The organism is Pseudomonas sp. LBUM1671, assembly GCF_059695685.1.
In genome coordinates this window covers 4,059,097-4,082,858 of the sequence record NZ_CP166782.1, presented here as the reverse complement: position 1 = coordinate 4,082,858, position 23,762 = coordinate 4,059,097, and the positions used below count along the sequence as shown (strand labels likewise).

The following is a 23,762-nucleotide window of genomic DNA, read 5'->3' as shown; positions in this document are numbered from 1 at the left end:
TTTTGCAGTGTCAGTCAGTACCCGAACTTGTCCCGCAACCCGTAATACCACGCGCCCAATGCTGCAAATGGAGTGCGCAGCAATTGTCCGCCCGGGAACGGGAAGTGCGGCAGATCGGCAAACGCGTCAAAACGCTCTGCCTGGCCACGCAACGCTTCGGCCAGCACCTTGCCCGCCAGATGCGTGTACGTCACGCCGTGGCCACTGCAACCCTGGGAATAGTAGATGTTGTCGCCAATCCGTCCGACCTGAGGAAGACGCGACAGGGTCAGCAGGAAATTGCCGGTCCAGGCGAAATCAATCTTCACGTCTTTGAGCTGTGGGAACGCCTTGAGCATCTTCGGCCGGATGATCGCTTCGATGTTCGCCGGATCCCGCGCACCATAGACAACGCCGCCACCAAAGACCAGACGCTTGTCGCCGGTCAGTCGGTAGTAATCGAGCAGGTAATTGCAGTCCTCGACGCAGTAATCCTGCGGCAACAGGCGCTTGGCCAATTCCTCGCCCAAAGGCTCGGTGGTGATCACTTGGGTCCCGCAGGGCATCGACTTGGCGGCCAGCTCCGGCACCAGGTTGCCGAGATAAGCATTGCCGGCCACGATAATGAACTTGGCCCTGACTTTACCCTGTGGCGTATGCACCACTGGGTTCACGCCGCGCTCGATGCGGACCGCTGGTGACTGCTCATAAATAGTGCCGCCCAGCGACTCGACCGCCGCCGCTTCGCCCAACGCCAGGTTGAGCGGATGAATGTGCCCGCCGCTCATGTCGAGCATGCCGCCGACGTATTGATCGCAGGCCACCACTTCACGAATGCGCTTCTGATCCAGCAACTCAAGCTGCGTATGACCAAAACGTTCCCACAGGCGTTTCTGCGATTCCAGATGGCCCATCTGCTTGGCAGTGATGGCGGCGAACACGCCACCGTCCTTCAAGTCGCACTGGATATTATATTTGGCGACCCGCTCACGAATGATCCGCCCGCCCTCGAACGCCATCTGCCCCAGCAACTGAGCCTGCTTGGGACCGACGCTGCGCTCGATCACATCAATGTCACGGCTATAACTATTGACGATCTGCCCACCATTACGGCCCGACGCGCCAAAACCCACCTTAGCGGCTTCCAGTACCGTGACCTTGAAACCGTTCTCCAGCAAAAACAGCGCAGAGGACAGACCGGTGTAACCGGCACCGATCACACAGACATCGGTCTCTACGTCATCCTGCAGGGCCGGACGCGGCGGAGCCGCATTGGCCGACGCGGCGTAATAGGATTCGGGGTAGGGGGTGTTCGACATCCGGCTGCCTCTGTTTAATATATTTTACGAGTGCATCGATCCTACCCGAGTTAAAAATCGACCGCCAGCCACCGGAAAATCTTCTTAACCGCCCCGAAATTAAATATTTTGCATATTCATAGGGTTAGCTCGAAAAAAGGTGTTGACACCCCTCCGGAATTCCGTAGAATGCCGCCTCACAGCAGGCACGTAGCTCAGTTGGTTAGAGCACCACCTTGACATGGTGGGGGTCGTTGGTTCGAGTCCAATCGCGCCTACCAAACAAAATCCGCTCTGCTGGGCGGTCTAGAAGGGCTCACCGAAAGGTGAGCCCTTTTTTGTTGTCTGGCGTTTAGCAATTCCAGCCGCTCACTGGCAGACGGTATAGTTCAGTCCGCGAAATTCTCAAGGAGATAATGCTATGGATAAGGCATTTCGAAATCCGATGTTTCTAACCGGCATCCCGTTGGCAATCTGCGGATTCAGCTTTGGCTTGGGCGGTCTATTAAACGAAGCGACGTTCAGTTACATGGCGCCCGGGCTGCTCATTCCAGGGCTCGCTTTTATGTTGATCGGCTGGATGCAAAGGAATAAGTGAGCTTCTCGGCCGTAGCACGCGTGCCCATGCGCCTACGCCATAGCTGATCTTGAGCGTCGAGCAGATAACTGATTTAAAGAGCAGGATTGATCATCCTGCTTTTTCTATTTCGATCCCCGATCAGTAATAGCAGGGGTTATCGGTTAAAGCGCTCAACCAGCGAATACTGAGTTTTAGCCGTCTGTGTTAATTCCTTGGTCACCTCGGCGGAATGCCTGGCCTGCTCTGACGTCTGATCGGCGAGGGTTGCGATGGTGGTGATGTTGCGACTGATTTCCTCTGCGACGGCTGATTGCTCTTCAGTGGCGGCCGCTATCTGGGTTGTCATATCAGTGATATTGGCGACGGCTTCACTGATGCCGATCAGGGCTTTATCGGCCTCCAGCACCCACGCAACTCCCTCTTCGGCCTGGCGCTGGCCGCTTTCCATCGTTTTCACGGCATTGTTGGAAGAGGCCTGTAACTTGGAAATCAGGCCGTGAATCTGGGTGGTCGACTCAGTTGTGCGTTGTGCCAATTGGCGCACTTCGTCCGCTACGACCGCGAAACCTCGACCCATTTCTCCTGCGCGTGCAGCTTCAATTGCGGCATTGAGTGCCAACAGGTTGGTTTGATCGGCAATGCCTTTGATCACATCGACAACCGTCCCGATTTCGTTACTGTCTTTAGCCAGTTGCGCGACGGTCTGGCCTGTCTCGCCGACTACATTGGAGAGGCGCTGAATGGCTTCGCGGGTGTCGCGGGCGACGTCGCGTCCACGGCCTGTCAGCACGTTGGCTTCCTGGGTGGCGTCGGCGGTGCGCTGGACGTGGCTTGCGACTTCCTGGGTAGTTGCTGCCATCTGATTGACGGCGGCCGATACCTGTTCGGTCTCGATTCGTTGGCGATCAAGTCCACGGGAGCTGTCTGAGGCAAGGGCGTCAGATCTCCCGGCCAGACCGGTGAGTTGCTCTGCCGTGTCTTGTAAGCGTGTCAGGCAAGTCTTGAGACGTGACGCCTGGCTCACGAAGGCCGTTTCAAGACGCGCCTGATGCCCTCGCTCGTCGCTATACATTTGCGCAATCAGTTGGTCGGAAGTGGAAGCCTCTGCCATTTCCAGCAGGTGCAGCGCACCGCGCTTTTGCCGGCGCGAAGCAATCAGGCCCATTGGAGCCGATACCCCTACAGCTACCAATGTTGCCAAGGGAGGACTGAGGAAAACACCGCCCAAAGTACCCACTAAACTCATGGCCAGGAACGGTAGCCAGTCCATTAAGGCGGGTTGCCATTTGTCGCTGCCGGGTACTGCCGACTTACCCAGGCTGATTCGTTTATAGAGGGCCTCGGCGCGGCGGATTTGTTCGATGCTCGGTTTTACCCGGACCGACTCATAACCAACGACCTGGCTACCTTCAAAAACGGGTGTGACGTAGGCGTTGACCCAGTAGTGGTCACCGTTCCTGGAGCGGTTCTTGACGATGCCCATCCAAGGTTTGCCTTGTTTGAGGGCACTCCACATATGGGCAAATATGGCGGACGGTACGTCAGGATGACGAACGATGTTTTGAGGCGCGCCTATCAGATCTGACTTGTTGAAACCGCTGATGTCTACGAAGGCGTCGTTGCAGTAAGTAATGACCCCTCGCGAGTCCGTTGTCGAGATGAGTTTCTGTTGAGGTCCAAGGGCAACCTCGCGTTGTGTAACGGGTTGATTATTTCTCATCTGTGTTGCTCCTATGCCCTGAACCAGAGACATCGGCACAAATTTGCAAAAGGTTAACGAGTCCTTGGAAATGAACCTGTCGTGCGTCGGAAAGTTTATGTGTCGGCGTATTCGCGTTGGTCTTCAGTTGCTGAGGTTGTTGGCGATTCAGGCGTAAGATAGCGGTGCTACCTCACCGAAAGGAGCCGCATATGATCGCCGACCAAATGAACAAACAGGCGTCTGAGGGCAAGGCTGTTTGGGATCAATACTTCTGCGCTGCGTTGATTGCGGAAAGCAACCTGACGGCCCCGGTTGTAGGAGGGGCTACTCACGAGGACAGGCAGAACCTGTTGATCGAAAGAGCCAAGGCGCTCGCCGACAAGATGATGGAAAACAGAAAATAACCAGAGCCCAGCCTTCGTGCTGGGTTCTCTGTTTGGCGCTCTGAAAAAATGTCAGTTGCGACACTGGTCTTTGCGGGTTTGATCAAGGTCCACAAAAATAGTGTGGATATTGAATCACTTAGGAAATTTATTAACCGAACGGTCCCCAAAATATATTGTTACAAGTGTCGGTTTTAGGTAAGATTGCTTCGCGTTCACCACCACGGTTTATGCATTTTAAGTCCCAAGCTTCCATCAGCTGCTTGGGATTTTTTTTTGCCTGACATTTGTCCCTCGACGTTTAAGCGTCCCTTGCGCGACTCCCGCTGTTCCTCCGCTACCCCGAAAACACCGTTTCCAACTCAAGCGCATTCCTTTTTTTTAGACTACTACTGACTGGCCAAACTCAAACTCAGTCTGATGGGAGTCTATCGATGCTGGTTCATTGGTCGCTTGCGGCAATTCACCTGCTGGCTTTTGCCTTGGGGTTCTGGGCGGTACTGACGCGGGGCACGGCATTTCGCCAACTGGCTGCCGGAGCGGGGGAGGCTCGTCGTGTGTTGATGGCCGATAACCTGTGGGGCATCTCTGCCGTCCTGCTCTTGGTCACCGGTGGGATGCGGGCCTTCGGTGGGTATGAAAAAGGGACTGACTACTACCTTCACCAACCCTTGTTCCATCTCAAGATGACGCTCTTCGTTCTGATCCTGCTGCTTGAGGTCGCGCCAATGATCACGCTGATCAAATGGCGGATCGCGCTGAGCCGTGGCGCGCCGATCAATACCGGGCGTGCGAAGCTGTTTGCACGGATCAGTCATGTCGAGGGGCTGTTGGTGCTGCTGATGGTCGTGGCTGCCACGGGCATGGCGCGCGGCGTGACGTTTGGTTAGCCGGGTCTGATCGCGTTCTTCCTCGGGGTTAATCCGAAACGTCTGACAGTCAGGGCAGGGGACGTGCCGTTAATATCGGCTCACGTTTTTTGGCAGGAAGGGGCGAGCGGATGAATGGATGCCGACACGATGCTTGAATCTTTAGCCAGCCGGTGTTCAGGGCTGAACGGGCTGGCTACTGACTGCAACAGGATTCAGGGAGTTTGTGGCTTGTCTGGGGCGGTCAGGCCAGCCTGAATGCGTTGGTAGATTTCTTCGCGATGCACTGCGACGTCTTTCGGCGCGTTGATGCCGATGCGGACTTGCTGGCCGCTCACGCCCAGAATGGTGATCGTAATGTCGTCACCGATATTTATGCTTTCACCGACTTTGCGGGTGAGTATCAGCATGGTCTTCTCCTTGATTGCTTTGTAGGGCACCTGATTCGAACAGTGCAGAGGTCGGTGGTATGTATAGATTAGTGCGAAGTCTCACGGTTTGGGTGCCTCTTTCTGACGCGCAGATGCTGCATTAATTCCCAAGGCGTAACTATACAGAGGCCGCAACCATCATTCTCGTTGTTTTGCGCCCATTTTGCGGCACTCGGGAAGTATTCATGAATGGTAAAATCGCCGCTTTCAGCATTCAGAGGGACACGTTGTGCGCAAAATGGTCTTGGTAATCGCAGTACTGGCGTTGGTTGGGTGCGATCAAGGTAAAGGCGTTGACGCTCAAAAGCCGAAGCCGGCAGTCGTTTCCGCACCGGCGGCGGCCACCGGTCCGCAATGGGATCTCGAAGTGCGAGGCGAAACGCCACAGGCTGTCAGCGACCTGAGCGGCTGGCTGATCGAACACAGTTTTATGTCCAGCGTCGTCAAGGAAAACGGCAAGACCCGGATTCTGCTCGGTCCATTCAATTCGAAAGCCGAAGCCGAAGCCAAGCAGGCCGAGGTCGCTGCAGCGATTACCCGGGCGAAGAAGCAGAACATCGAATTGCTGGTGCTTGAGCGTCCTGTAGCCCAGTAACAGCCCTTTTCACGCAAGCTTTCTGTCGAAGCCTCTTAAAGGGGATCCACATTGACTCGTCTTTAAGCGTAGTCACTGTCGATTCCCAGAAGGAGCTCTCCATGGCCTCCGCCACCCCTTACAAAATCTTCGACGCGGTCCTGGCGCACAAAAAGACCCTCAGCCCGCATTTGATGCGCGTGACCCTGGCCGGTCCGATGGTCACAGAAATGGCCACCTGGGCGCCGGATCAACGGGTAAAGCTGTTCTTTCCAGCCGAGGATGGATCGCCAGCCAAGCTGGCTCATGACCAGCATTGGTATGCGCGCTACCGTTCAATGCCGGCCGACCAGCGTCCGGCGATGCGCACATACACCATTCGCCATTTGCGGGCCGAGCAAGGCGAAGTGGACATCGACTTCGTCTTGCACGGTGAAACCGGTCCCGCCTCCCGTTGGGCAATACGTGCGGTGGCGGGCGAGCCTATCCAGATCGTCGCACCTGATCGCCAGTTTTCAGCGCAAGACGCCGGTGGTTTCGAATGGAAGCCGCCTCACAGGCTCAAGCACTTGTTGCTGGTGGCCGATGCCACTGCATTGCCCGCCGCGCTCGGCATTCTTGACGAGATGGCCGTCTTGGCCGAGCCGCCGATGACACAGGCATTTTTCGAGGTGGACAGCGCAGAAGACGCATTGTCGGTTCCTGAATGGCCGGGGCTGTCAGTGCGGTGGCTGGTCCGGGATTATTCCAGCGGTAAAGCGGCAGGGTCGCTGATGGTTGAAGCGGTCCGTCGGGCGGAGCTGCCGGTCACTTCTTCGCAGGCTCATGAAGCAGTGGAGCTGACGGAAGTCGATGTCGACGAAGAGATTCTCTGGGAAACCTTTGACTCGACCGGTAACGGTTTCTACGGCTGGATAGCCGGCGAGACGGTGGCCGTGATGAGTCTGCGCAAGCACTTGATCAAGGAGCGCGGCATTGCCCGGGAGTCGCTCAATCTGATGGGCTACTGGCGCTATAACAAAAGCGGCGGCTAGAAACGAAAAAGGCCTCGGGGGATAACCACCCGAGGCCTTTTCGTTTTTCTGCGGTCGATCAGCCGCAGGCTTTCATGTCCACGGGCCCGACAAACTCGTTGCCGCGACCCATCACGCACGCCACGCTCTGGTTGCGCTGACGTTCCCAGGCTTCGACCGGATAGGTCTTGTTCCACGCGTCGTACAGTTGGCGATCCTGTTTCGACAGGCGCAAACCGTACTGTTTGCTCATGTAGAAATACGTCCGGGCGATCATGCCGCGAATGGACGGGCGGGGCATGACCTTCTTCGCCTTGAAGTCCACCTGGGTCAGGCACGAGCCATATTGACCCGATTGCACCGGTAGCCAACCGAAACTGAAATTACTGCGATCGCCGTTCACCTCGCCGATGCTCGGCACCAGGTTGTGCAGGTCAGCCTCGGCCTTTTGATAGGTCGGATCGTAGCGTGTGCAGTTCTTGCGTCCACCTTCTTGCCAGCACTGACGTTGATGGCCGATCTGCCAGGCCGGCACAATGTGCTCCCACTCGATGCGGGCGGCGCGCTTGGCGTTCTTGCGCGGCACATACCCGCACGCTGCGAGATTGACCTTGTTACCGGTGTATTTGCAGCCGCAATAGAACTCGGTGGATTGCGGCGCGTACAGCTTCCAGGCGACTTTCTTGGCTTCGTTGAAGGTGCGTGGGGCGCCAGCCTGGGCGCCGAGGGTGATGAACAGAAACAGCAAAGCAAACCAGCGGACACTCATTGACTCAATCTTCCTTCGGCACAACCCAGAAAATCTGCACGCCGCCATCGTCGCGATAGGCGAGGGTGACGTTGTCGTTCTCATCGATCTCTTCGAGCAATTTCTCCCACTCATCCACGGGTTCGTCCGGCAGACGGAAGATCAGTGCGGCTTTGGCTTTCTGTGCGGTGGGGGAATTGATGATTTTCTGAACGCGAATGCCCATGCGTTGATAGGCGTCAGGAGAAGCAGGGGTGGTGGCCACGGAATTATCCTTATTAAGCTGTACGTGCATACAGTATTTAACTGTAGGCATTTTCGCAACTGCTTAAAATTCAAGAAAATCCTCTGACAGCAGTTTTTTCCGTTTGGTGTAGGACGAAGGGAAATTTTTTATCGGGATATCGGAGGGGGGTGAACCACTCGCCAAGGCTGGCGAGTGGTGAATGCAGTGCCCGACCGGAGTCGGTCGGGCGAGGGCGAATCAGTATTCCCAGAACATCCGCTGCAGCTCTTTGCTGTCGTTGGTCTTGGTCAGCGCGACCATGGCCAGGATGCGGGCTTTTTGCGGGTTCAGGTCATGTGCCACGACCCAGTCGTACTTGTCGTCAGGTTGTTCGGCGTTACGCAGGACGAAACCGCCGGCATTGACGTGGGACGAACGAATGATTTGCACGCCGTCCTTGCGCAGGGCCTGCAGGGCAGGGACTACTCGCGAAGAGACCGAACCGTTGCCGGTGCCGGCATGGATGATCGCTTTGGCGCCGGACTGAGCCAGTGCCTTGTAGGCCGTATCGCTGACGTTGCCGTAGGAATAGGCGATTTCGACGTCAGGCAGGCTCTTGATGGTTTTGATGTCGAATTCCGAATCCATGGTGTGACGCTTGGCCGGCAGGCGGAACCAGTAGGATTTTCCTTCAACGACCATGCCGAGCGGGCCCCAGGCACTTTTAAACGCCTCGGTCTTGATGTTGATCATTTTGCTGACGTCGCGACCCGACTGGATCTCATCGTTCATGGTCACCAGCACGCCTTTGCCGCGAGCGTCTTTGCTGCTGGCGACGGCGACGGCGTTGTACAGGTTCAGCATGCCGTCAGCCGACATCGCGGTGCCCGGGCGCATGGAGCCGACGACGATGATTGGCTTGTCGGTTTTTTCCACCAGGTTCAGGAAGTAGGCGGTTTCTTCCAGGGTGTCGGTGCCGTGGGTGATCACGATGCCATCGACGTCTTTGCTGTCGGCCAGTTCGGCGACGCGACGACCCAATTGCAGCAGGTTGTCGTTGGTGATGCTTTCCGAGGCGATCTGCATGACCTGTTCGCCGCGAACGTTGGCCAGTTGGCTGAGCTCCGGAACCCCGGCGATCAGCTGCTCGATACCGACTTTTGCCGCTTGGTAGGTGGCGCTGTTAGCCGCGCTCGCGCCGGCGCCGGCAATGGTGCCGCCGGTGGCGAGGATCACCACGCTGGCCAGTTTCTGTTGGGTTTCGGCTTCTTTTGCCTGAAGAGCGGTAGGCAGGAGCAGCAGGAGGGCCAAAGCGCCCGGAATAAAGGTGTTGAAGGCAGATTTCATTATTTTCTCTCTAGTAGTGAGACGGTGCTGATGCAAGTTCATCTAGATACGCCCCAGGCAGATCTGAACGCCTGCGGTGTAGGTGAAGAGCAGGATCTGTACCAGCCCTACTTTGAAAGAGAAAAACTTTTAACGTGATGATTTATATCAATATTTATCTATTTGGCTACCGGCGTTAAACGGCCTCGTGTCCGGGTTTCCGAATAAGTTGAGGATTCGCGTTCGGCTCTCCGAAAAGGCCTACGACCTCTGGTGAACACATCGCCTTGCCAGAAAGAAAATCAGTGCTAAAGAAACCCGCGCACAGGTCGATGCCCCTTTAAGGATTTTTTTCGGGAGTTCACATGTCTTTTTCTGTCGGTTTTCCAAATGCGAGCGCAATCACCATCGGTGGCAAGACTCCGTCAACGATCAATGCCTTGAGCGAAGCGACTGAAGAAGCGTCGACTCAACTGACGGGAAAAGAAGAGAATCAGGTCAGAACCGGTGGTGCTGCTCAGAGCGAAAGCAAATCCGAGACCAAAAGCAGCCAAAGTATTGCGGTGCAGGTGCTGCTCAAGCGCATGCAGGAACTGCAACAGCAATTGCGCGAACAACAGCAGCAATTGGCGGCCGCTCAGGCAGCGACTTATCCAACCGAGGAAGCCAAAGCCACCGCTGTCATGTCGATCCAGGGGCAGATCGCCGAGACCAATGGCGCGTTGGCCCAGGTGACGGGCAATCTGGTGAAAGAACTGGCCAAGGACTCCAGCACTGGCGCGCTGGTCAGCACGACCGCGTAATGGGCAGGGTTGGTTTTTGCCAACAGAGACACAAAACAGGTCGTTGACAAATCCCGGCAGGGTTCGCATAGTTCGGTCTACGCAAACGTTTGCGCGCCGTTCTTGATGGCTCGGTCCATTGACGGACGCAATGAAGCTTACGCCAGCGCAAGCGTTGCTCACAATAATCATAAGATCGGAGTGAACCCATGAAGCTGCCATTCGCTGGACGTCTTCTTGCTGTCGCTATGCTGGCCGCTGCATCCGCTGCGCTGCCTGTCTCTTCGGCTTTCGCCGAGACTCCTGAAAAGCCCAAAGTCGCGCTGGTCATGAAATCCCTGGCCAACGAGTTCTTCCTGACCATGGAAGATGGCGCCAAGGCGTATCAAAAAGACCATTCCGGCGATTTCGAACTGATCTCCAACGGCATCAAGGACGAAACGGATACCGCTGGGCAGACGCGTATCGTCGAGCAAATGATTCTGGCCAAGGTCAATGCGCTGGTCATCGCGCCGGCCGACTCCAAGGCCATGGTTCCAGTGATCAAGAAAGCCATCGATGCCGGTATCACCGTGATCAACATCGATAACCAGCTGGACCCGGCCGTGGTCAAAAGCAAGAACATCAACGTCCCGTTCGTAGGCCCGGATAACCGCAAAGGTGCGCGTTTGGTTGGCGAGTACCTGGCCAAGCAACTGAAGGCCGGTGACGAAGTCGGCATCATCGAGGGTGTGTCCACCACCACCAACGCCCAGGCCCGCACCGCAGGCTTCAAAGACGCGATGGAAGCGGCGCAGATCAAGGTCGTCTCGTTGCAATCCGGTGACTGGGAGATCGACAAGGGCAACAAGGTTGCTGCCTCGATCCTCAGCGAATACCCGGAAGTCAAAGCGCTGCTGGCCGGTAACGACAGCATGGCCGTCGGTGCCGTTTCCGCCGTGCGTGCGGCAGGCAAGGCCGGCAAGGTGCAAGTGGTTGGTTACGACAACATCAACGCCATCAAGCCAATGTTGAAAGACGGCCGGGTCCTGGCTACCGCTGACCAGTTTGCCGCCAGGCAAGCCGTGTTCGGTATCGAGACAGCGCTGAAAATCATCAAGGGCGAGAAGGTCGACAGCGGCGCCAACGGCGTGATCGAAACTCCGGTAGAGCTGGTTACCAAGTAAGCCTTCTGGCGACACAACGGTGCTCGCCCGTCCGGGCGAGCGCATGGAGAGTTTTATGTCAGTTTCCGCCCCGAACGCTGTCCTCTCGGTCAGCGGCATCGGCAAGACCTACGCCCAACCTGTCCTGACCGGCATTGACCTGACGCTGATGCGCGGTGAAGTGCTGGCGCTGACCGGCGAGAATGGCGCCGGCAAAAGCACGCTGTCGAAAATCATTGGCGGACTGGTCACGCCGACCACAGGCCACATGCAGTTCCAGGGGCAGGACTACCGCCCCGGCAGCCGCTCCCAGGCTGAAGACCTGGGCATCCGCATGGTCATGCAAGAACTCAATCTGTTGCCGACCCTGTCGGTGGCGGAAAACCTGTTTCTCGACAATCTGCCGAGCAATGGCGGCTGGATCAGTCGCAAGCAACTGCGCAAAGCCGCGATCGAGGCCATGGCCCAGGTCGGGCTCGATGCGATCGACCCGGACACCCTGGTCGGCGAACTCGGCATCGGCCATCAACAAATGGTCGAGATCGCGCGCAACCTGATCGGCGATTGCCATGTGCTGATCCTCGACGAGCCGACGGCCATGTTGACCGCGCGTGAAGTCGAGATGCTGTTCGAACAGATCACCCGCCTGCAAGCGCGCGGCGTGTCGATCATCTACATTTCCCACCGCCTCGAAGAACTGGCACGGGTCGCCCAGCGCATTGCGGTATTGCGCGACGGCAACCTGGTTTGCGTCGAGCCGATGGCCAATTACAACAGCGAGCAACTGGTCACTTTGATGGTCGGCCGCGAACTCGGCGAACACATCGATCTGGGGCCGCGCAAGATTGGCGCTCCCGCGTTGACGGTCAAAGGCCTGACCCGCTCCGACAAGATTCGCGATGTGTCCTTCGAAGTCCGCGCCGGCGAGATTTACGGGATTTCCGGATTGATCGGGGCAGGGCGCACCGAGTTGCTGCGTCTGATCTTCGGTGCCGACACCGCGGACAGCGGCACCGTCGCACTGGGTTCGCCGGCCAAGGTGGTGAGCATTCGTTCGCCGGCCGATGCGGTCGGTCACGGCATCGCCCTGATCACCGAGGACCGCAAAGGCGAAGGCCTGCTACTGACGCAGTCAATCAGCGCTAACATCGCGCTGGGCAACATGCCGGTGATTTCCAGCGGCGGCATCGTCAACAACGCTGACGAAATGTCCCTGGCCCAGCGTCAGATCGACGCCATGCGCATCCGCAGTTCGAGCCCGACGCAACTGGTCTCCGAGCTGTCGGGTGGCAACCAGCAGAAGGTCGTGATCGGTCGTTGGCTGGAGCGTGACTGTTCGGTGATGCTGTTCGATGAGCCGACCCGCGGCATCGATGTCGGCGCCAAGTTCGACATCTATGCACTGCTCGGTGAGCTGACCCGACAGGGCAAGGCGCTGGTGGTGGTATCCAGCGACCTGCGTGAACTGATGCTGATCTGCGACCGGATCGGTGTGTTGTCGGCGGGGCGCCTGATCGAGACCTTCGAGCGCGACAGCTGGACCCAGGATGATTTGCTTGCCGCCGCGTTCGCCGGCTACCAAAAACGTGATGCGTTGCTCAACGAAGCAGCGCCTAGGGATCTTTCATGAAAACTGCATCTCCTGCCGGCAAACGTAGTGGCAATTTCTACGGCATGGGCACCTATCTGGGACTGGCCGGTGCCTTGCTGGCGATGATCGCGCTGTTCTCGGTATTGAGCAGCCACTTCCTGTCTTACGACACCTTCAGCACCCTGGCCAACCAGATTCCCGATCTGATGGTGTTGGCGGTCGGCATGACGTTCGTGCTGATCATCGGCGGTATCGACCTGTCGGTCGGCTCGGTCCTGGCGCTCGCGGCGTCGGCCGTCAGCGTGGCGATTCTCGGCTGGGGCTGGAGCGTCCTGCCGGCAGCGCTGCTCGGAATGGCGATTGCGGCATTGGCCGGGACCATCACCGGATCGATCACCGTGGCGTGGCGAATTCCGTCGTTCATCGTGTCCCTCGGCGTGCTGGAAATGGCCCGCGGCGTGGCGTATCAGATGACCGGTTCGCGTACGGCCTACATCGGTGATGCCTTCGCCTGGCTGTCCAACCCGATTGCCTTTGGCATCTCGCCGTCCTTCATCATTGCCTTGCTGATCATCATCATCGCCCAGGCCGTGCTGACCCGCACTGTGTTCGGTCGCTATCTGATCGGCATCGGCACCAACGAAGAAGCGGTGCGTCTGGCAGGGATCAATCCAAAACCCTACAAGATCCTGGTGTTCAGTCTGATGGGGCTGCTGGCCGGTATTGCCGCGCTGTTCCAGATTTCCCGTCTGGAAGCGGCAGACCCGAATGCGGGCTCCGGCCTGGAGCTGCAAGTGATTGCCGCCGTGGTGATCGGCGGAACCAGCCTGATGGGCGGCCGTGGTTCGGTGATCAGCACGTTCTTCGGGGTTCTGATCATCTCCGTACTGGCGGCGGGCCTGGCGCAGATCGGCGCGACCGAGCCGACCAAACGCATCATCACCGGCGCAGTGATCGTGGTGGCGGTGGTGCTGGATACTTATCGCAGTCAGCGCGCAAGCCGGCGGACCTGAGTCATGGCAACGATCAAGGATGTAGCGGCACTCGCGGGGATTTCCTACACCACGGTTTCCCACGTGGTGAACAAGACCCGGCCGGTCAGCGAAGAGGTGCGGATCAAGGTCGAGGCGGCGATCAAGACCCTGGACTACGTGCCGAGCGCCGTGGCCCGTTCATTGAAAGCCAAGACCACGGCGACCATCGGGTTGCTGGTGCCTAACAGCCTCAACCCGTACTTCGCCGAACTGGCGCGCGGCATCGAGGATTACTGCGAGCGCAACGGCTATTGCGTGATCCTCTGCAACTCCGACGACAACCCGGACAAACAGCGCAGTTACCTGCGTGTGCTGCTGGAAAAACGTATCGACGGGCTGATCGTTGCCTCGGCCGGTGGCGACGCGGGGCTGGCAGAAGGTCTTGCTGGCGTGCGCACGCCGATGGTGATCGTCGACCGCGGTCTGGAAGGTGTGAACGCCGACCTGGTGCGTATCGATCACGAATACGGCGCTTATCTGGCCACCCGGCATCTGCTCGAACTTGGCCACCGGGACATCGCCACCATTGGCGGACCGGCCGGTACCAGCGTGGCGCAGATGCGTCTGGCCGGTTATTGCCGTGCCTTGAAAGAGGCGGGGGTGGAAGTGCATCGCGAGCGCATGCTGGAAAGTGACTTCACCAGCACGGGCGGTTACAACGCCGCCGCGATTCTGTTGGAAAAGAACCCGCCCAGCGCGATCTTCGCCGGCAACGACATGATCGGCATCGGCGTGCTGCGAGCGGCGGCTGAACGCAACGTGCGTGTGCCGACCGAACTGTCGGTGATCGGCTTCGACGATATCCAGATGAGCCGTTATGTCTATCCGGCGCTGACCACCGTGGGCCAGTCGATCCTGCAGCTGGGTGAGATGGCGGCCGAGGTTCTGCTACGACGGATCGCAACACCCCACATGGCCACCGATCAACGAATCGTGACGCCCAGTATTGTCCTGCGAGAATCGACTGCGCCGCTCGCCGGTGTGTTCGACGAATACCGCTGAAACCGAATTGACGAGTGATGTATGCCAGCAAAAGTAGTGGTGATAGGCAGCCTGAACATGGACCTGGTGACCCGGGCTCCACGGTTGCCCCGTGGCGGTGAGACGCTGATCGGCGAGTCGTTTGCCACGGTGTCCGGCGGCAAGGGCGCGAACCAGGCAGTCGCCGCGGCGCGCCTGGGGGCGCAGGTGTCGATGGTCGGTTGTGTCGGCAGCGATGCTTATGGCGAAGAACTGCGCGGGGCGCTGTTGGTCGAGCATATCGACTGCCAGGCCGTCAGCACTGTCGAGGGCTCGAGCGGCGTGGCCTTGATTGTGGTCGATGACAACAGCCAGAACGCAATCGTGATCGTCGCCGGAGCCAATGGCGCGTTGACGCCGCAAGTGATCGACCAATTCGATGCCGTGTTGCAGGCGGCGGACGTGATCATTTGTCAGCTGGAAGTGCCGGATGCCACGGTGGGTCATGCCCTCAAGCGCGGCCGTGAGCTGGGCAAAATCGTCATCCTCAACCCGGCCCCGGCCAGCCGCCCGTTACCGGCGGATTGGTATGCGTCGATCGATTACCTGATCCCCAATGAAAGCGAAGCTTCGGCCCTCAGTGGGTTGCCGGTGGACTCCCTTGAAACCGCCGAAACTGCCGCTACCCGCTTGATCGCATTGGGCGCCGGGAAGGTCATCATCACTCTGGGTGCTCAAGGATCAATGTTCGCTAACGGTAGTGGCTTCGAACATTTTCCGGCGCCGAAGGTGAAGGCTGTTGATACCACGGCGGCTGGCGACACCTTCGTCGGTGGTTTCGCCGCCGCGCTGGCGTCCGGCAAAACCGAAGCAGAAGCGATCCGTTTTGGTCAGGTCGCTGCGGCGCTGTCGGTCACCCGTGCCGGTGCGCAACCTTCGATTCCCACCTTGTCCGATGTACAGGCGTTCAAAGCACCATGAAAAAGACACCTTTGCTCAACGTTGCACTGTCGCGGCTGATCGCCTCCCTGGGGCACGGCGACATGGTCGTGATCGGCGATGCCGGTCTGCCGGTTCCGCCGGGCGTCGAACTGATCGACCTGGCCCTGACCCAGGGTATTCCGGATTTCGTCAGCACCTTGAAGGTTGTGCTCAGCGAAATGCAGGTTGAGCGCCATGTGCTGGCGCAGGAGATTCTGGACAAACAACCACCTGCCTTGAGCTCGCTGGATGAGCTGAATGCCAAAGGCGCGCTGGGCCAGCGTGAGCTGCTCAGCCATGACCAATTCAAAGTCCTCAGCCGACAGGCGCGAGCGATTGTTCGTACGGGCGAATGCGCGCCGTACTGCAATATCGTGCTGGTATCGGGAGTGACGTTCTAACGCCCTGTACTCAGATTTGTTCCCCCACGCACAAGGAGTGCGATATGCACCGCTATGCTCAGAAACTGCACCACCTGCTCCGGAGTCTGCTGCTTTTGTCCCTGATTACTGCAACGAGCGCCCAGGCGGCGGAAAAGATCGACTTGATCATCGACACCGATCCCGGTGCCGATGACGTGGTCGCCTTGCTGTTCGCGTTGGCGTCGCCGGAAGAATTGAACATTCGTGCGCTGACTACCGTCGCCGGCAACGTGCGTCTGGATAAGACTTCGCGAAACGCACGATTGGCTCGCGAGTGGGCTGGGCGCGAGGAGGTGCCGGTCTATGCGGGCGCACCGAAACCGTTGATGCGCACGCCGATCTATGCCGAGAACATCCATGGCAAGGAAGGCCTGTCGGGCGTCACCGTGCACGAGCCGAAGAAAGGCCTGGCCGAAGGCAATGCGGTCAATTACCTGATCGATACCTTGAAGGCCGCCAAGCCCCACAGCATCACCATCGCCATGCTCGGTCCACAGACCAACCTGGCTCTGGCGCTGATTCAGGAACCTGAAATCGTTCAGGGCATCAAGGAAGTGGTGATCATGGGTGGCGCGCATTTCAACGGCGGCAACATCACCCCGGTGGCCGAGTTCAACCTGTTTGCAGACCCGCAGGCTGCGGAAGTGGTACTCAAAAGCGGCGTGAAGCTGACGTATCTGCCGCTGGACGTGACTCACAAGATCCTCACCAGTGAGGCGCGCCTGAAGCAGATCGCAGCGCTCAACAACAACGCCAGCAAGCTGGTGGGCGATATTCTCAATGAGTACGTCAAAGGCGACATGGAGCACTACGGTATTCCGGGTGGCCCGGTGCATGACGCCACCGTCATCGCCTACCTGCTCAAGCCTGAGTTGTTCACTGGTCGTTCGGTCAACGTGGTCGTTGATAGCCGCGAAGGCCCGACCTTCGGTCAAACCATCGTCGACTGGTATGACGGCCTGAAAGCGCCCAAGAACGCTTTCTGGGTTGAAAGCGGCGACGCCCAGGGGTTCTTCGACCTGCTGACCCAGCGTCTGGCTCGTCTGAAGTAAACCATGCGCCCGCAGGTGCCAGCCTGCGGGTTTTACACTCGCTCGATCTCTGTCAGGCCCATATAGTCGGCGGGGTATTTCTCGAATATCTGCGCGATGAATTTCTTCGCCGCTTCAGTTCCCAGTTCCTTGACCAACAGATCGATGCCGATGATTGCGAACTCTTCCGGGCTGCCCGGGCTGTAAGAGCTGTGACCCTGCGGCCACTTTACTGTGATGTTGGCGTCGATGCTTATGGTGGACATGATGGCGCTCGTGAAGTCGGGAAAGTCTGAGTGTCGAGTTAACCATTTTGCGCGGCGTTTGGCACTCCGACTTAGGCATGAGAGGAGGGCTATGCGACACTTGGTCTTTGACGGATTCTCAAGGACCGCGCTGTGCAGATCGATTTGAACACGCCCGACGGCTTGACCCTTGACGCGGTGCGCCAGCTGCTGGCCTCTGCCAGTGATGATGAGCACACGCAGTTGCGGGTGACCAAGGGCGGCATCGCCTATATTTCATCGGGTGTTGTGGGCGGCACCGATATCAGCGGGCTACTGTTTCGTCTGGAGACGTGGGCGAAGGGCTCCGGCTATGTAGGATTGGTCGCAGCAAGCGATGAGGTCTGGGTCATGCAGATCTTCAATGCGCTGAAAGAGAACTGGCCGAACCCGCCGTACGATTACATCGACGTCTATTGAGTGCTGTTCATATTCAGTCACGATTGAGTGATAAACGACGGGGCGATGCTCAGGCAAACTCGCCGCTCGTGCGGTTTCAGGGCAGGGTGATGGCACTCACTCTGAAACCAAATGCCGGATTGGCGGTCGCAAGATCTCGGTTTAACTATTGGAAAAAAGGAGGCTTCATGCCTTGGAAGCTCGCGTCATTGGGTACTTTGTTCGCCGTCACTTTGCTGGCTGGTTGCAGCAGCACGTCCTCCGAGTCGGCGGCAGACCCTGTAACGACGACTGACACAGGTCACAGCCGTTGTGAGGCAAAGGCTGCCGAATTCGCCATCGGCAAACCGGCTTCGCCCGCATTGCTGGAGCAGGCGCGTACTCGCGCAGGCGCACAGAACGCACGTTTCCTGTCGCCTCACGATATGGTGACCTTGGAATACCGCTCCGATCGCCTGAACCTGAATACCGATGCCAGCCGGGTGGTCACCCGCGTCAACTGCGGCTGATCGTTACAGGCTTTTGCTTCGCCCATAAAAAACCCCGTCACATGGACGGGGTTTTTTTAGTGCGGCTGAAAATTACTCAGCGCGGACTTGTGCAGCTTGCATACCCTTTTGGCCTTTCTCAGCCACGAAGGAAACGGTCTGGCCTTCTTTCAGGCTTTTGAAACCGTCGCTTTCGATAGCTTTGAAGTGTACGAACAGGTCGTCACCGCCACCTTGAGGAGTGATGAAGCCGAAGCCTTTTTCATCGTTGAACCATTTAACGGTGCCGGTTTGGCGATTAGACATGGTGTATCTCCAAGAAACATATATTTTCAGTAGTGCTGTGCTGCTCAGGCCAACTGGGCACACCGGGGTATCATAGTCGAAATGTTCGCTTTGGGAGCCCCCCGGACGTGCTGTTTGCCCTACAGTCGCGTTCCGTTTGCTGCTTGATGTAGCTGAAAGCCCCGTTTTACAAGGCTTTCAGCCGAAAGTAAAGACGATAAAAAAACCTGTAAAACCTGCATAAATCGTACGAAAAAGCTCAAATGCAGCGCTTTTTATCAGCGATAAGCTGAGTCAAAAGGACTTTTTTGTCACTTTTTCGCTGGTACATCGGCCTTGCATTTGGCGATCTGGCCCAGTGCTTTCTGTTGCAATTCCGGGCTGGCCTTGTTGTCCATCAATGCCTGGATATCTCCAGCCGGATACGATTTGATCGCATCAGCACCGCAAGCGCAGTGAGCCTTCGCTGCGGCAGCACCGATCTGCGGGGTTGCAGCCTGTGTGCATTGAGCCATGTATTTATCGCGCTCGCCCTTGGGCCAATCGGCGTGGGCGGCCAGTGGCAGCAGCAGAACGATGGGGGCGACGACTGCGAACAAACGATTCAGACGCATGCTGGATGCTCCTTGTGGGTCAATGTCTTGTTATCTAGAGGGGTAAAGCAGGGTTCAAGTTCAGCACTCTGGCATAAATTGCATGATTTGCCCCGGCATAAAGCCTCGTTGCATCGACGACCGTTCATCTGTGCTAGCATGCCTCGCTCGGGCGTTTGCAGGCTCCGGATGACCTTCAGTCCCGGTGGCGGCAGATGCGCGAATAACCCTGATTTGAATCCCAGTCACTCTGGTTCGGTTTTCCGGTTGGCCGCAAGGCTCCTGCCGCTGTAAGGCAGGCGTTCGTCATTGAATGGCCTGGATCGGATCTTGTACTGGCTCATCCCAACCCACGTGACCTTTGGTAGGGGTCACCACTAGGAGAGGAGGCGCCATGCCAACTATTACTCTTCCCGACGGCAGTCAACGTTCATTCGATCACCCGGTTTCCGTAGCCGAGGTCGCCGCATCCATTGGTGCTGGCCTGGCCAAAGCCACTGTGGCCGGCAAGGTCAATGGCAAGCTGGTCGACGCCAGCGACATCATCGACAGCGATTCCACGCTGCAAATCATTACGCCAAAGGATGAAGAGGGGCTGGAGATCATTCGCCACTCTTGCGCCCACCTGGTTGGCCACGCGGTCAAGCAGCTGTACCCGACGGCCAAGATGGTCATCGGTCCGGTCATCGACGAAGGCTTCTATTACGACATCGCCTTCGAGCGTCCATTTACTCCGGACGACCTGGCCGCGATCGAACAGCGCATGCAGCAGCTGATCGAAAAAGATTACGACGTGATCAAGAAAGTCACTCCGCGCGCCGAAGTGATCGAAGTGTTCAAGGCCCGTGGCGAAGACTACAAGCTGCGCCTGGTCGAGGACATGCCGAACGAGCAGGCCATGGGCCTGTACTATCACGAAGAATACGTCGACATGTGCCGCGGCCCGCACGTGCCGAACACGCGCTTCCTGAAATCTTTCAAGCTGACCAAGCTGTCCGGCGCCTACTGGCGTGGCGATGCCAAGAACGAGCAATTGCAGCGCGTTTACGGCACCGCATGGGCGGACAAGAAGCAGCTGGCGGCTTACATCCAGCGCATCGAAGAAGCTGAAAAGCGCGATCACCGCAAGATCGGCAAGCGCCTGGGCCTGTTCCACACCCAGGAAGAGTCGCCGGGCATGGTGTTCTGGCACCCGAACGGCTGGACTTTGTATCAGGTGCTCGAGCAGTACATGCGCAAGGTTCAGCGCGACAACGGCTATCTGGAGATCAAGACTCCGCAAGTCGTTGACCGCAGTCTGTGGGAGAAATCCGGGCACTGGGCCAACTACGCCGACAACATGTTCACCACGCAGTCGGAAAACCGCGACTACGCAATCAAGCCAATGAACTGCCCTTGCCACGTGCAAGTGTTCAATCAGGGGCTGAAGAGCTACCGCGAGTTGCCGATGCGTCTGGCCGAATTCGGTGCTTGCCACCGTAACGAGCCATCGGGTGCGCTGCACGGCATCATGCGCGTGCGTGCGTTCACTCAGGATGACGCCCACATCTTCTGCACTGAAGAGCAGATGCAAGCCGAATCCGCCGCATTCATCAAGCTGACCATGGACGTTTACGCCGACTTCGGCTTTAAAGACGTCGAAATGAAGCTGTCCACTCGTCCGGAAAAACGCGTGGGTTCCGACGAATTGTGGGATCGCGCCGAAGCAGCATTGGCTGCAGCCCTTGATAGCGCTGGCTTGCCGTACGATCTGCAGCCGGGCGAGGGGGCGTTCTACGGTCCGAAGATCGAGTTCTCGTTGAAAGATTGCCTCGGCCGTGTCTGGCAGTGTGGTACCCTTCAGCTCGATTTTAACCTGCCTGTCCGTCTGGGAGCCGAATACGTCTCCGAAGACAACAGTCGCAAGCACCCGGTTATGTTGCACCGGGCGATCCTCGGATCCTTCGAACGTTTCGTCGGAATCCTGATCGAGCACTACGAGGGTGCATTCCCTGCGTGGCTGGCTCCGACCCAGGCAGTGATCATGAATATCACTGATAAACAGGCCGATTTTGCCGCCGAGGTTGAAAAAACCCTCAATGAAAGCGGATTTCGTGCCAAGTCTGACTTGAGAAATGAAAAGATCGGCTTTAAAATCCGCGAGCATACTTTGCTCAAGGTTCCTTATCTCTTGGTTATCGGAGATCGGGAAGTCGAGATGCAGACTGTCGCTGTGCGTACTCGTGAAGGTGCTGACCTGGGCTCGATGCCCGTCGCCCAGTTCGCTGAGTTTCTCGCGCAAGCGGTTTCCCGGCGTGGTCGCCCAGATTCGGAGTAATTACTATTAAGCGTGAAATGAGACAAGATAAACGAGCTGCACCGAAAGCCCCGATCAACGAGAATATCTCGGCACGCGAGGTTCGGTTAATTGGGGCTGAAGGTGAACAGCTTGGGATTGTGTCAATTGAAGACGCGCTTCTTAAGGCTGAAGAGGCCAAACTGGATTTGGTGGAAATTTCCGCCGATGCAGTACCCCCTGTTTGCAAACTGATGGACTACGGCAAATCGATCTTCGAGAAGAAGAAGCAGATTGCCGCGGCCAAGAAAAACCAGAAGCAGATTCAGGTTAAAGAAATCAAGTTTCGTCCAGGGACGGAGGAAGGGGATTACCAGGTAAAACTGCGCAACCTGGTACGTTTCCTGAGTGATGGGGACAGGGCCAAGGTATCCTTGCGATTCCGCGGCCGTGAGATGGCCCACCAGGAGCTGGGGATGGAACTCCTCAAGCGAGTTGAAGGTGACTTGCTCGAGTACGGTTCGGTCGAACAGCATCCTAAGATGGAAGGACGCCAGCTGATCATGGTCATCGCCCCGAAAAAGAAGAAGTAATCATCAGGGCACGGCAGGCCTTCTGATTATGTTTATCAACTGAATGCGGAGTATCCGAACATGCCAAAAATGAAAACGAAAAGTGGTGCTGCTAAGCGGTTTCTGAAAACTGCTAACGGTATCAAGCACAAGCACGCTTTCAAGAGCCACATCCTGACTAAAATGTCGACCAAGCGTAAGCGTCAACTGCGCGGTAGCAGCTTGCTGCATCCGTCTGACGTGGCAAAAGTCGAGCGCATGCTGCGCCTTCGTTAATTTTAGTCAAGAATAGAGGAAGTAACTCATGGCTCGTGTAAAGCGTGGCGTCATTGCCCGTAAACGTCACAAAAAAATTCTGAAACTTGCTAAAGGCTACTACGGCGCTCGCTCGCGCGTATTCCGTGTTGCCAAGCAAGCGGTAATCAAGGCAGGCCAATACGCCTACCGTGACCGTCGTCAGAAAAAACGTCAGTTCCGCGCTCTGTGGATCGCTCGTATCAACGCTGGTGCACGTATCAACGGTCTGTCCTACAGCCGTTTCATCGCCGGCCTGAAAAAAGCGTCCATCGAGATCGACCGTAAGGTTCTGGCTGATCTGGCAGTGAACGAAAAAGCGGCGTTTGCTGCGATTGTCGAGAAAGCTAAAGCCACCTTGGCTTAAGTACCCCCGACAGTCACCCGGCCTCACCTCTGTGGGGCCAGGTGTTAAACGTCATAAATAGGGGAAGAGCCTTCAAGCTCTTCCCCTATTTTGTATCTGGAGTCTGTACATGGAAAACCTGGATGCGCTCGTCTCTCAAGCACTAGAGGCTGTGCAAAGCGCTGAAGATATCAATGCCCTGGAGCAAATCCGGGTTCACTACCTTGGCAAGAAGGGTGAATTGACTCAGGTGATGAAGACCCTGGGGAATTTGCCGGCAGAAGAGCGTCCGCAAGTCGGCGCCCTGATCAACGTTGCCAAGGAGCGTGTCACAGAGGTTCTCAATGCCCGCAAGGCACTGTTTGAAGAGGCCGACCTGGCCGCCAAACTGTCTGCCGAGTCCATTGACGTGACCCTGCCTGGCCGCGGCCAGACCTCGGGTGGTCTGCATCCGGTTACGCGTACTCTGGAACGTATCGAACAGTTCTTCACCCACATTGGCTACGGCATTGCCGAAGGCCCTGAGGTCGAAGACGATTACCATAACTTCGAAGCGCTCAACATCCCAGGCCATCACCCGGCCCGGTCGATGCATGACACCTTCTATTTCAATGCCAACATGTTGTTGCGCACCCATACCTCGCCGGTACAGGTCCGCACCATGGAATCGAAACAGCCGCCGATCCGCATCGTCTGCCCAGGCCGTGTGTACCGTAGCGACTCCGATATCACCCACTCGCCGATGTTCCACCAGGTCGAAGGCCTGCTGGTCGACCGCGATATCAACTTCGCCGACCTCAAAGGGACCATCGAAGAGTTCCTGCGCGTGTTCTTCGAAAAAGAGTTGGCCGTGCGTTTCCGTCCTTCGTACTTCCCGTTCACCGAGCCGTCCGCTGAAGTCGACATGGAATGCGTGATGTGCAGTGGTAAAGGCTGTCGCGTCTGCAAGCAGACTGGCTGGCTGGAAGTGATGGGCTGCGGCATGGTTCACCCGAACGTGCTGCGCATGTCCGGGATCGACCCGGAAGAGTTTTCGGGCTTTGCCTTCGGCATGGGCGTTGAGCGTCTGGCCATGCTGCGTTACGGCGTAAACGACTTGCGTCTGTTCTTCGACAACGACTTGCGGTTCCTCGCGCAATTTCGCTAGTCGT

Annotated in this window: 29 protein-coding genes and 1 tRNA gene; 21 read left to right on the top strand and 9 right to left on the bottom strand. The window is 57.4% G+C overall.

Features of this window, described 5'->3' with window-relative positions; all coding sequences use genetic code 11:
* Window positions 1–14 precede the first annotated feature (14 nt).
* Window positions 15–1,298 carry an NAD(P)/FAD-dependent oxidoreductase gene (locus ACA060_RS18920; protein WP_497312463.1) on the bottom strand — a complete coding sequence of 428 codons (1,284 nt, stop codon included), beginning with the start codon at window positions 1,296–1,298 and terminating at the stop codon, window positions 15–17.
* A 183-nt stretch (window positions 1,299–1,481) separates the two neighbouring features.
* On the opposite strand from ACA060_RS18920, the gene ACA060_RS18915 reads away from it, so the two are divergent.
* A tRNA-Val gene (locus ACA060_RS18915) sits at window positions 1,482–1,558 on the top strand.
* Between the two features lie 140 nt (window positions 1,559–1,698).
* Window positions 1,699–1,875, top strand: a complete 177-nt coding sequence (locus tag ACA060_RS18910; protein ID WP_178082317.1) for a hypothetical protein — start codon at window positions 1,699–1,701, stop codon at window positions 1,873–1,875.
* A 136-nt stretch (window positions 1,876–2,011) separates the two neighbouring features.
* On the opposite strand, the gene ACA060_RS18905 is transcribed toward ACA060_RS18910, so the two are convergent.
* Entirely contained in the window at window positions 2,012–3,577 is a 1,566-nt protein-coding gene (locus ACA060_RS18905; protein WP_497312460.1) for a methyl-accepting chemotaxis protein, read from the bottom strand.
* A 191-nt stretch (window positions 3,578–3,768) separates the two neighbouring features.
* Between ACA060_RS18905 and ACA060_RS18900 the strand changes: the two genes are divergently transcribed.
* Window positions 3,769–3,963, top strand: a complete 195-nt coding sequence (locus tag ACA060_RS18900; RefSeq protein WP_010455982.1) for a hypothetical protein — start codon at window positions 3,769–3,771, stop codon at window positions 3,961–3,963.
* 413 nt (window positions 3,964–4,376) lie between these two features.
* Complete coding sequence (locus ACA060_RS18895) at window positions 4,377–4,832, top strand: DUF2214 family protein (RefSeq protein ID WP_497312458.1); 456 nt, start codon at window positions 4,377–4,379, stop codon at window positions 4,830–4,832.
* A 194-nt stretch (window positions 4,833–5,026) separates the two neighbouring features.
* Here the strand turns inward: ACA060_RS18895 and csrA are convergent, their stop codons facing one another.
* Entirely contained in the window at window positions 5,027–5,221 is a 195-nt protein-coding gene (gene csrA, locus ACA060_RS18890; RefSeq protein ID WP_007938114.1) for a carbon storage regulator CsrA, read from the bottom strand.
* 250 nt (window positions 5,222–5,471) lie between these two features.
* Between csrA and ACA060_RS18885 the strand changes: the two genes are divergently transcribed.
* Together ACA060_RS18885 and ACA060_RS18880 are read left to right on the top strand one after the other, a co-directional pair.
* Complete coding sequence (locus ACA060_RS18885; RefSeq protein WP_109633163.1) at window positions 5,472–5,837, top strand: penicillin-binding protein activator LpoB; 366 nt, start codon at window positions 5,472–5,474, stop codon at window positions 5,835–5,837.
* Between the two features lie 101 nt (window positions 5,838–5,938).
* Window positions 5,939–6,850: a siderophore-interacting protein gene (locus ACA060_RS18880; protein ID WP_497312456.1), complete on the top strand. Its 912-nt coding sequence runs from the start codon at window positions 5,939–5,941 to the stop codon at window positions 6,848–6,850.
* A 58-nt stretch (window positions 6,851–6,908) separates the two neighbouring features.
* Here ACA060_RS18880 and ACA060_RS18875 read toward each other — a convergent pair whose 3' ends face one another.
* The 3 genes from ACA060_RS18875 to ACA060_RS18865 form a co-directional block, all read right to left on the bottom strand.
* A complete protein-coding gene (locus tag ACA060_RS18875) occupies window positions 6,909–7,598 on the bottom strand; it encodes an endonuclease (RefSeq protein WP_109633159.1) in 690 nt (229 codons plus the stop codon).
* Window positions 7,599–7,602: 4 nt separating this feature from the next.
* Window positions 7,603–7,893 carry a DUF1654 domain-containing protein gene (locus tag ACA060_RS18870; RefSeq protein WP_497312454.1) on the bottom strand — a complete coding sequence of 97 codons (291 nt, stop codon included), beginning with the start codon at window positions 7,891–7,893 and terminating at the stop codon, window positions 7,603–7,605.
* Between the two features lie 168 nt (window positions 7,894–8,061).
* The gene (locus ACA060_RS18865; RefSeq protein ID WP_497312452.1) at window positions 8,062–9,150 is read right to left on the bottom strand and encodes an asparaginase; all 1,089 of its coding nucleotides are present in this window, start codon (window positions 9,148–9,150) and stop codon (window positions 8,062–8,064) included.
* A gap of 344 nt (window positions 9,151–9,494) precedes the next feature.
* Here ACA060_RS18865 and ACA060_RS18860 point away from each other — a divergent pair, with 344 nt between their 5' ends.
* From ACA060_RS18860 to ACA060_RS18825, 8 genes are all read left to right on the top strand, one after another.
* Window positions 9,495–9,932, top strand: coding sequence for a hypothetical protein (locus ACA060_RS18860; RefSeq protein WP_497312450.1), 438 nt, complete (start codon window positions 9,495–9,497; stop codon window positions 9,930–9,932).
* Between the two features lie 188 nt (window positions 9,933–10,120).
* A complete protein-coding gene (locus tag ACA060_RS18855; protein ID WP_403106805.1) occupies window positions 10,121–11,077 on the top strand; it encodes a sugar ABC transporter substrate-binding protein in 957 nt (318 codons plus the stop codon).
* Between the two features lie 55 nt (window positions 11,078–11,132).
* A complete protein-coding gene (locus tag ACA060_RS18850) occupies window positions 11,133–12,686 on the top strand; it encodes a sugar ABC transporter ATP-binding protein (RefSeq protein ID WP_497312448.1) in 1,554 nt (517 codons plus the stop codon).
* A complete protein-coding gene (locus ACA060_RS18845; protein ID WP_497312446.1) occupies window positions 12,683–13,660 on the top strand; it encodes an ABC transporter permease in 978 nt (325 codons plus the stop codon). Before ACA060_RS18850 ends, ACA060_RS18845 begins: the two co-directional genes overlap by 4 nt.
* Before the next feature lie 3 nt (window positions 13,661–13,663).
* The gene (locus ACA060_RS18840; protein ID WP_109633146.1) at window positions 13,664–14,683 is read left to right on the top strand and encodes a LacI family DNA-binding transcriptional regulator; all 1,020 of its coding nucleotides are present in this window, start codon (window positions 13,664–13,666) and stop codon (window positions 14,681–14,683) included.
* 21 nt (window positions 14,684–14,704) lie between these two features.
* Window positions 14,705–15,622, top strand: coding sequence for a ribokinase (rbsK, locus tag ACA060_RS18835; RefSeq protein WP_497312444.1), 918 nt, complete (start codon window positions 14,705–14,707; stop codon window positions 15,620–15,622).
* Entirely contained in the window at window positions 15,619–16,023 is a 405-nt protein-coding gene (gene rbsD / locus ACA060_RS18830) for a D-ribose pyranase (RefSeq protein ID WP_109633142.1), read from the top strand. Before rbsK ends, rbsD begins: the two co-directional genes overlap by 4 nt.
* 44 nt (window positions 16,024–16,067) lie before the next feature.
* Window positions 16,068–17,096 (top strand): nucleoside hydrolase, encoded by a 1,029-nt coding sequence (locus ACA060_RS18825; RefSeq protein WP_497312441.1) that lies wholly within the window; start codon window positions 16,068–16,070, stop codon window positions 17,094–17,096.
* 32 nt (window positions 17,097–17,128) lie between these two features.
* Here the strand turns inward: ACA060_RS18825 and ACA060_RS18820 are convergent, their stop codons facing one another.
* Window positions 17,129–17,341, bottom strand: coding sequence for a hypothetical protein (locus ACA060_RS18820; RefSeq protein ID WP_497312439.1), 213 nt, complete (start codon window positions 17,339–17,341; stop codon window positions 17,129–17,131).
* Window positions 17,342–17,473: 132 nt separating this feature from the next.
* Here ACA060_RS18820 and ACA060_RS18815 point away from each other — a divergent pair, with 132 nt between their 5' ends.
* Complete coding sequence (locus ACA060_RS18815; protein ID WP_497312437.1) at window positions 17,474–17,779, top strand: hypothetical protein; 306 nt, start codon at window positions 17,474–17,476, stop codon at window positions 17,777–17,779.
* A gap of 167 nt (window positions 17,780–17,946) precedes the next feature.
* Window positions 17,947–18,267, top strand: a complete 321-nt coding sequence (locus ACA060_RS18810; protein WP_497312436.1) for an I78 family peptidase inhibitor — start codon at window positions 17,947–17,949, stop codon at window positions 18,265–18,267.
* Between the two features lie 72 nt (window positions 18,268–18,339).
* Here the strand turns inward: ACA060_RS18810 and ACA060_RS18805 are convergent, their stop codons facing one another.
* Window positions 18,340–18,552: a cold-shock protein gene (locus tag ACA060_RS18805; protein ID WP_007905882.1), complete on the bottom strand. Its 213-nt coding sequence runs from the start codon at window positions 18,550–18,552 to the stop codon at window positions 18,340–18,342.
* 290 nt (window positions 18,553–18,842) lie between these two features.
* On the bottom strand, window positions 18,843–19,145 hold the full coding sequence (locus ACA060_RS18800) for a hypothetical protein (protein WP_497312434.1): 303 nt from the start codon (window positions 19,143–19,145) through the stop codon (window positions 18,843–18,845).
* 373 nt (window positions 19,146–19,518) lie between these two features.
* Between ACA060_RS18800 and thrS the strand changes: the two genes are divergently transcribed.
* The 5 genes from thrS to pheS all read left to right on the top strand — a co-directional run bounded on the left by thrS (window position 19,519) and on the right by pheS (window position 23,758).
* Entirely contained in the window at window positions 19,519–21,441 is a 1,923-nt protein-coding gene (gene thrS / locus ACA060_RS18795; RefSeq protein ID WP_010455934.1) for a threonine--tRNA ligase, read from the top strand.
* Window positions 21,441–21,992, top strand: coding sequence for a translation initiation factor IF-3 (gene infC, locus ACA060_RS18790; protein ID WP_169857083.1), 552 nt, complete (start codon window positions 21,441–21,443; stop codon window positions 21,990–21,992). The genes thrS and infC overlap by 1 nt, the downstream gene beginning before the upstream one ends.
* Window positions 21,993–22,052: 60 nt before the next feature.
* On the top strand, window positions 22,053–22,247 hold the full coding sequence (gene rpmI / locus ACA060_RS18785) for a 50S ribosomal protein L35 (RefSeq protein ID WP_002553160.1): 195 nt from the start codon (window positions 22,053–22,055) through the stop codon (window positions 22,245–22,247).
* 28 nt (window positions 22,248–22,275) lie between these two features.
* Window positions 22,276–22,632, top strand: coding sequence for a 50S ribosomal protein L20 (gene rplT / locus ACA060_RS18780; RefSeq protein WP_007905879.1), 357 nt, complete (start codon window positions 22,276–22,278; stop codon window positions 22,630–22,632).
* Window positions 22,633–22,741: 109 nt separating this feature from the next.
* Window positions 22,742–23,758 carry a phenylalanine--tRNA ligase subunit alpha gene (gene pheS / locus ACA060_RS18775; RefSeq protein ID WP_007905876.1) on the top strand — a complete coding sequence of 339 codons (1,017 nt, stop codon included), beginning with the start codon at window positions 22,742–22,744 and terminating at the stop codon, window positions 23,756–23,758.
* Window positions 23,759–23,762: the final 4 nt, after the last annotated feature.

Excerpts from the sequence above, each read along its gene's own strand:
- ACA060_RS18870 (WP_497312454.1), bottom strand. The coding sequence starts at position 7,893 with ATGCCTACAGTTAAATACTGTATGCACGTACAGCTTAATAAGGATAAT.
- ACA060_RS18875 (WP_109633159.1), bottom strand. The coding sequence starts at position 7,598 with ATGAGTGTCCGCTGGTTTGCTTTGCTGTTTCTGTTCATCACCCTCGGC.
- ACA060_RS18860 (WP_497312450.1), top strand. The coding sequence starts at position 9,495 with ATGTCTTTTTCTGTCGGTTTTCCAAATGCGAGCGCAATCACCATCGGT.
- rpmI (WP_002553160.1), top strand. The coding sequence starts at position 22,053 with ATGCCAAAAATGAAAACGAAAAGTGGTGCTGCTAAGCGGTTTCTGAAA.
- ACA060_RS18910 (WP_178082317.1), top strand. The coding sequence starts at position 1,699 with ATGGATAAGGCATTTCGAAATCCGATGTTTCTAACCGGCATCCCGTTG.
- ACA060_RS18825 (WP_497312441.1), top strand. The coding sequence starts at position 16,068 with ATGCACCGCTATGCTCAGAAACTGCACCACCTGCTCCGGAGTCTGCTG.
- ACA060_RS18840 (WP_109633146.1), top strand. The coding sequence starts at position 13,664 with ATGGCAACGATCAAGGATGTAGCGGCACTCGCGGGGATTTCCTACACC.
- rplT (WP_007905879.1), top strand. The coding sequence starts at position 22,276 with ATGGCTCGTGTAAAGCGTGGCGTCATTGCCCGTAAACGTCACAAAAAA.
- ACA060_RS18895 (WP_497312458.1), top strand. The coding sequence starts at position 4,377 with ATGCTGGTTCATTGGTCGCTTGCGGCAATTCACCTGCTGGCTTTTGCC.
- ACA060_RS18880 (WP_497312456.1), top strand. The coding sequence starts at position 5,939 with ATGGCCTCCGCCACCCCTTACAAAATCTTCGACGCGGTCCTGGCGCAC.
- ACA060_RS18850 (WP_497312448.1), top strand. The coding sequence starts at position 11,133 with ATGTCAGTTTCCGCCCCGAACGCTGTCCTCTCGGTCAGCGGCATCGGC.
- ACA060_RS18800 (WP_497312434.1), bottom strand. The coding sequence starts at position 19,145 with ATGCGTCTGAATCGTTTGTTCGCAGTCGTCGCCCCCATCGTTCTGCTG.
- ACA060_RS18820 (WP_497312439.1), bottom strand. The coding sequence starts at position 17,341 with ATGTCCACCATAAGCATCGACGCCAACATCACAGTAAAGTGGCCGCAG.
- rbsK (WP_497312444.1), top strand. The coding sequence starts at position 14,705 with ATGCCAGCAAAAGTAGTGGTGATAGGCAGCCTGAACATGGACCTGGTG.
- ACA060_RS18810 (WP_497312436.1), top strand. The coding sequence starts at position 17,947 with ATGCCTTGGAAGCTCGCGTCATTGGGTACTTTGTTCGCCGTCACTTTG.
- pheS (WP_007905876.1), top strand. The coding sequence starts at position 22,742 with ATGGAAAACCTGGATGCGCTCGTCTCTCAAGCACTAGAGGCTGTGCAA.
- thrS (WP_010455934.1), top strand. The coding sequence starts at position 19,519 with ATGCCAACTATTACTCTTCCCGACGGCAGTCAACGTTCATTCGATCAC.
- ACA060_RS18855 (WP_403106805.1), top strand. The coding sequence starts at position 10,121 with ATGAAGCTGCCATTCGCTGGACGTCTTCTTGCTGTCGCTATGCTGGCC.
- ACA060_RS18865 (WP_497312452.1), bottom strand. The coding sequence starts at position 9,150 with ATGAAATCTGCCTTCAACACCTTTATTCCGGGCGCTTTGGCCCTCCTG.
- ACA060_RS18845 (WP_497312446.1), top strand. The coding sequence starts at position 12,683 with ATGAAAACTGCATCTCCTGCCGGCAAACGTAGTGGCAATTTCTACGGC.
- rbsD (WP_109633142.1), top strand. The coding sequence starts at position 15,619 with ATGAAAAAGACACCTTTGCTCAACGTTGCACTGTCGCGGCTGATCGCC.
- ACA060_RS18905 (WP_497312460.1), bottom strand. The coding sequence starts at position 3,577 with ATGAGAAATAATCAACCCGTTACACAACGCGAGGTTGCCCTTGGACCT.
- ACA060_RS18920 (WP_497312463.1), bottom strand. The coding sequence starts at position 1,298 with ATGTCGAACACCCCCTACCCCGAATCCTATTACGCCGCGTCGGCCAAT.
- ACA060_RS18805 (WP_007905882.1), bottom strand. The coding sequence starts at position 18,552 with ATGTCTAATCGCCAAACCGGCACCGTTAAATGGTTCAACGATGAAAAA.
- ACA060_RS18900 (WP_010455982.1), top strand. The coding sequence starts at position 3,769 with ATGATCGCCGACCAAATGAACAAACAGGCGTCTGAGGGCAAGGCTGTT.
- csrA (WP_007938114.1), bottom strand. The coding sequence starts at position 5,221 with ATGCTGATACTCACCCGCAAAGTCGGTGAAAGCATAAATATCGGTGAC.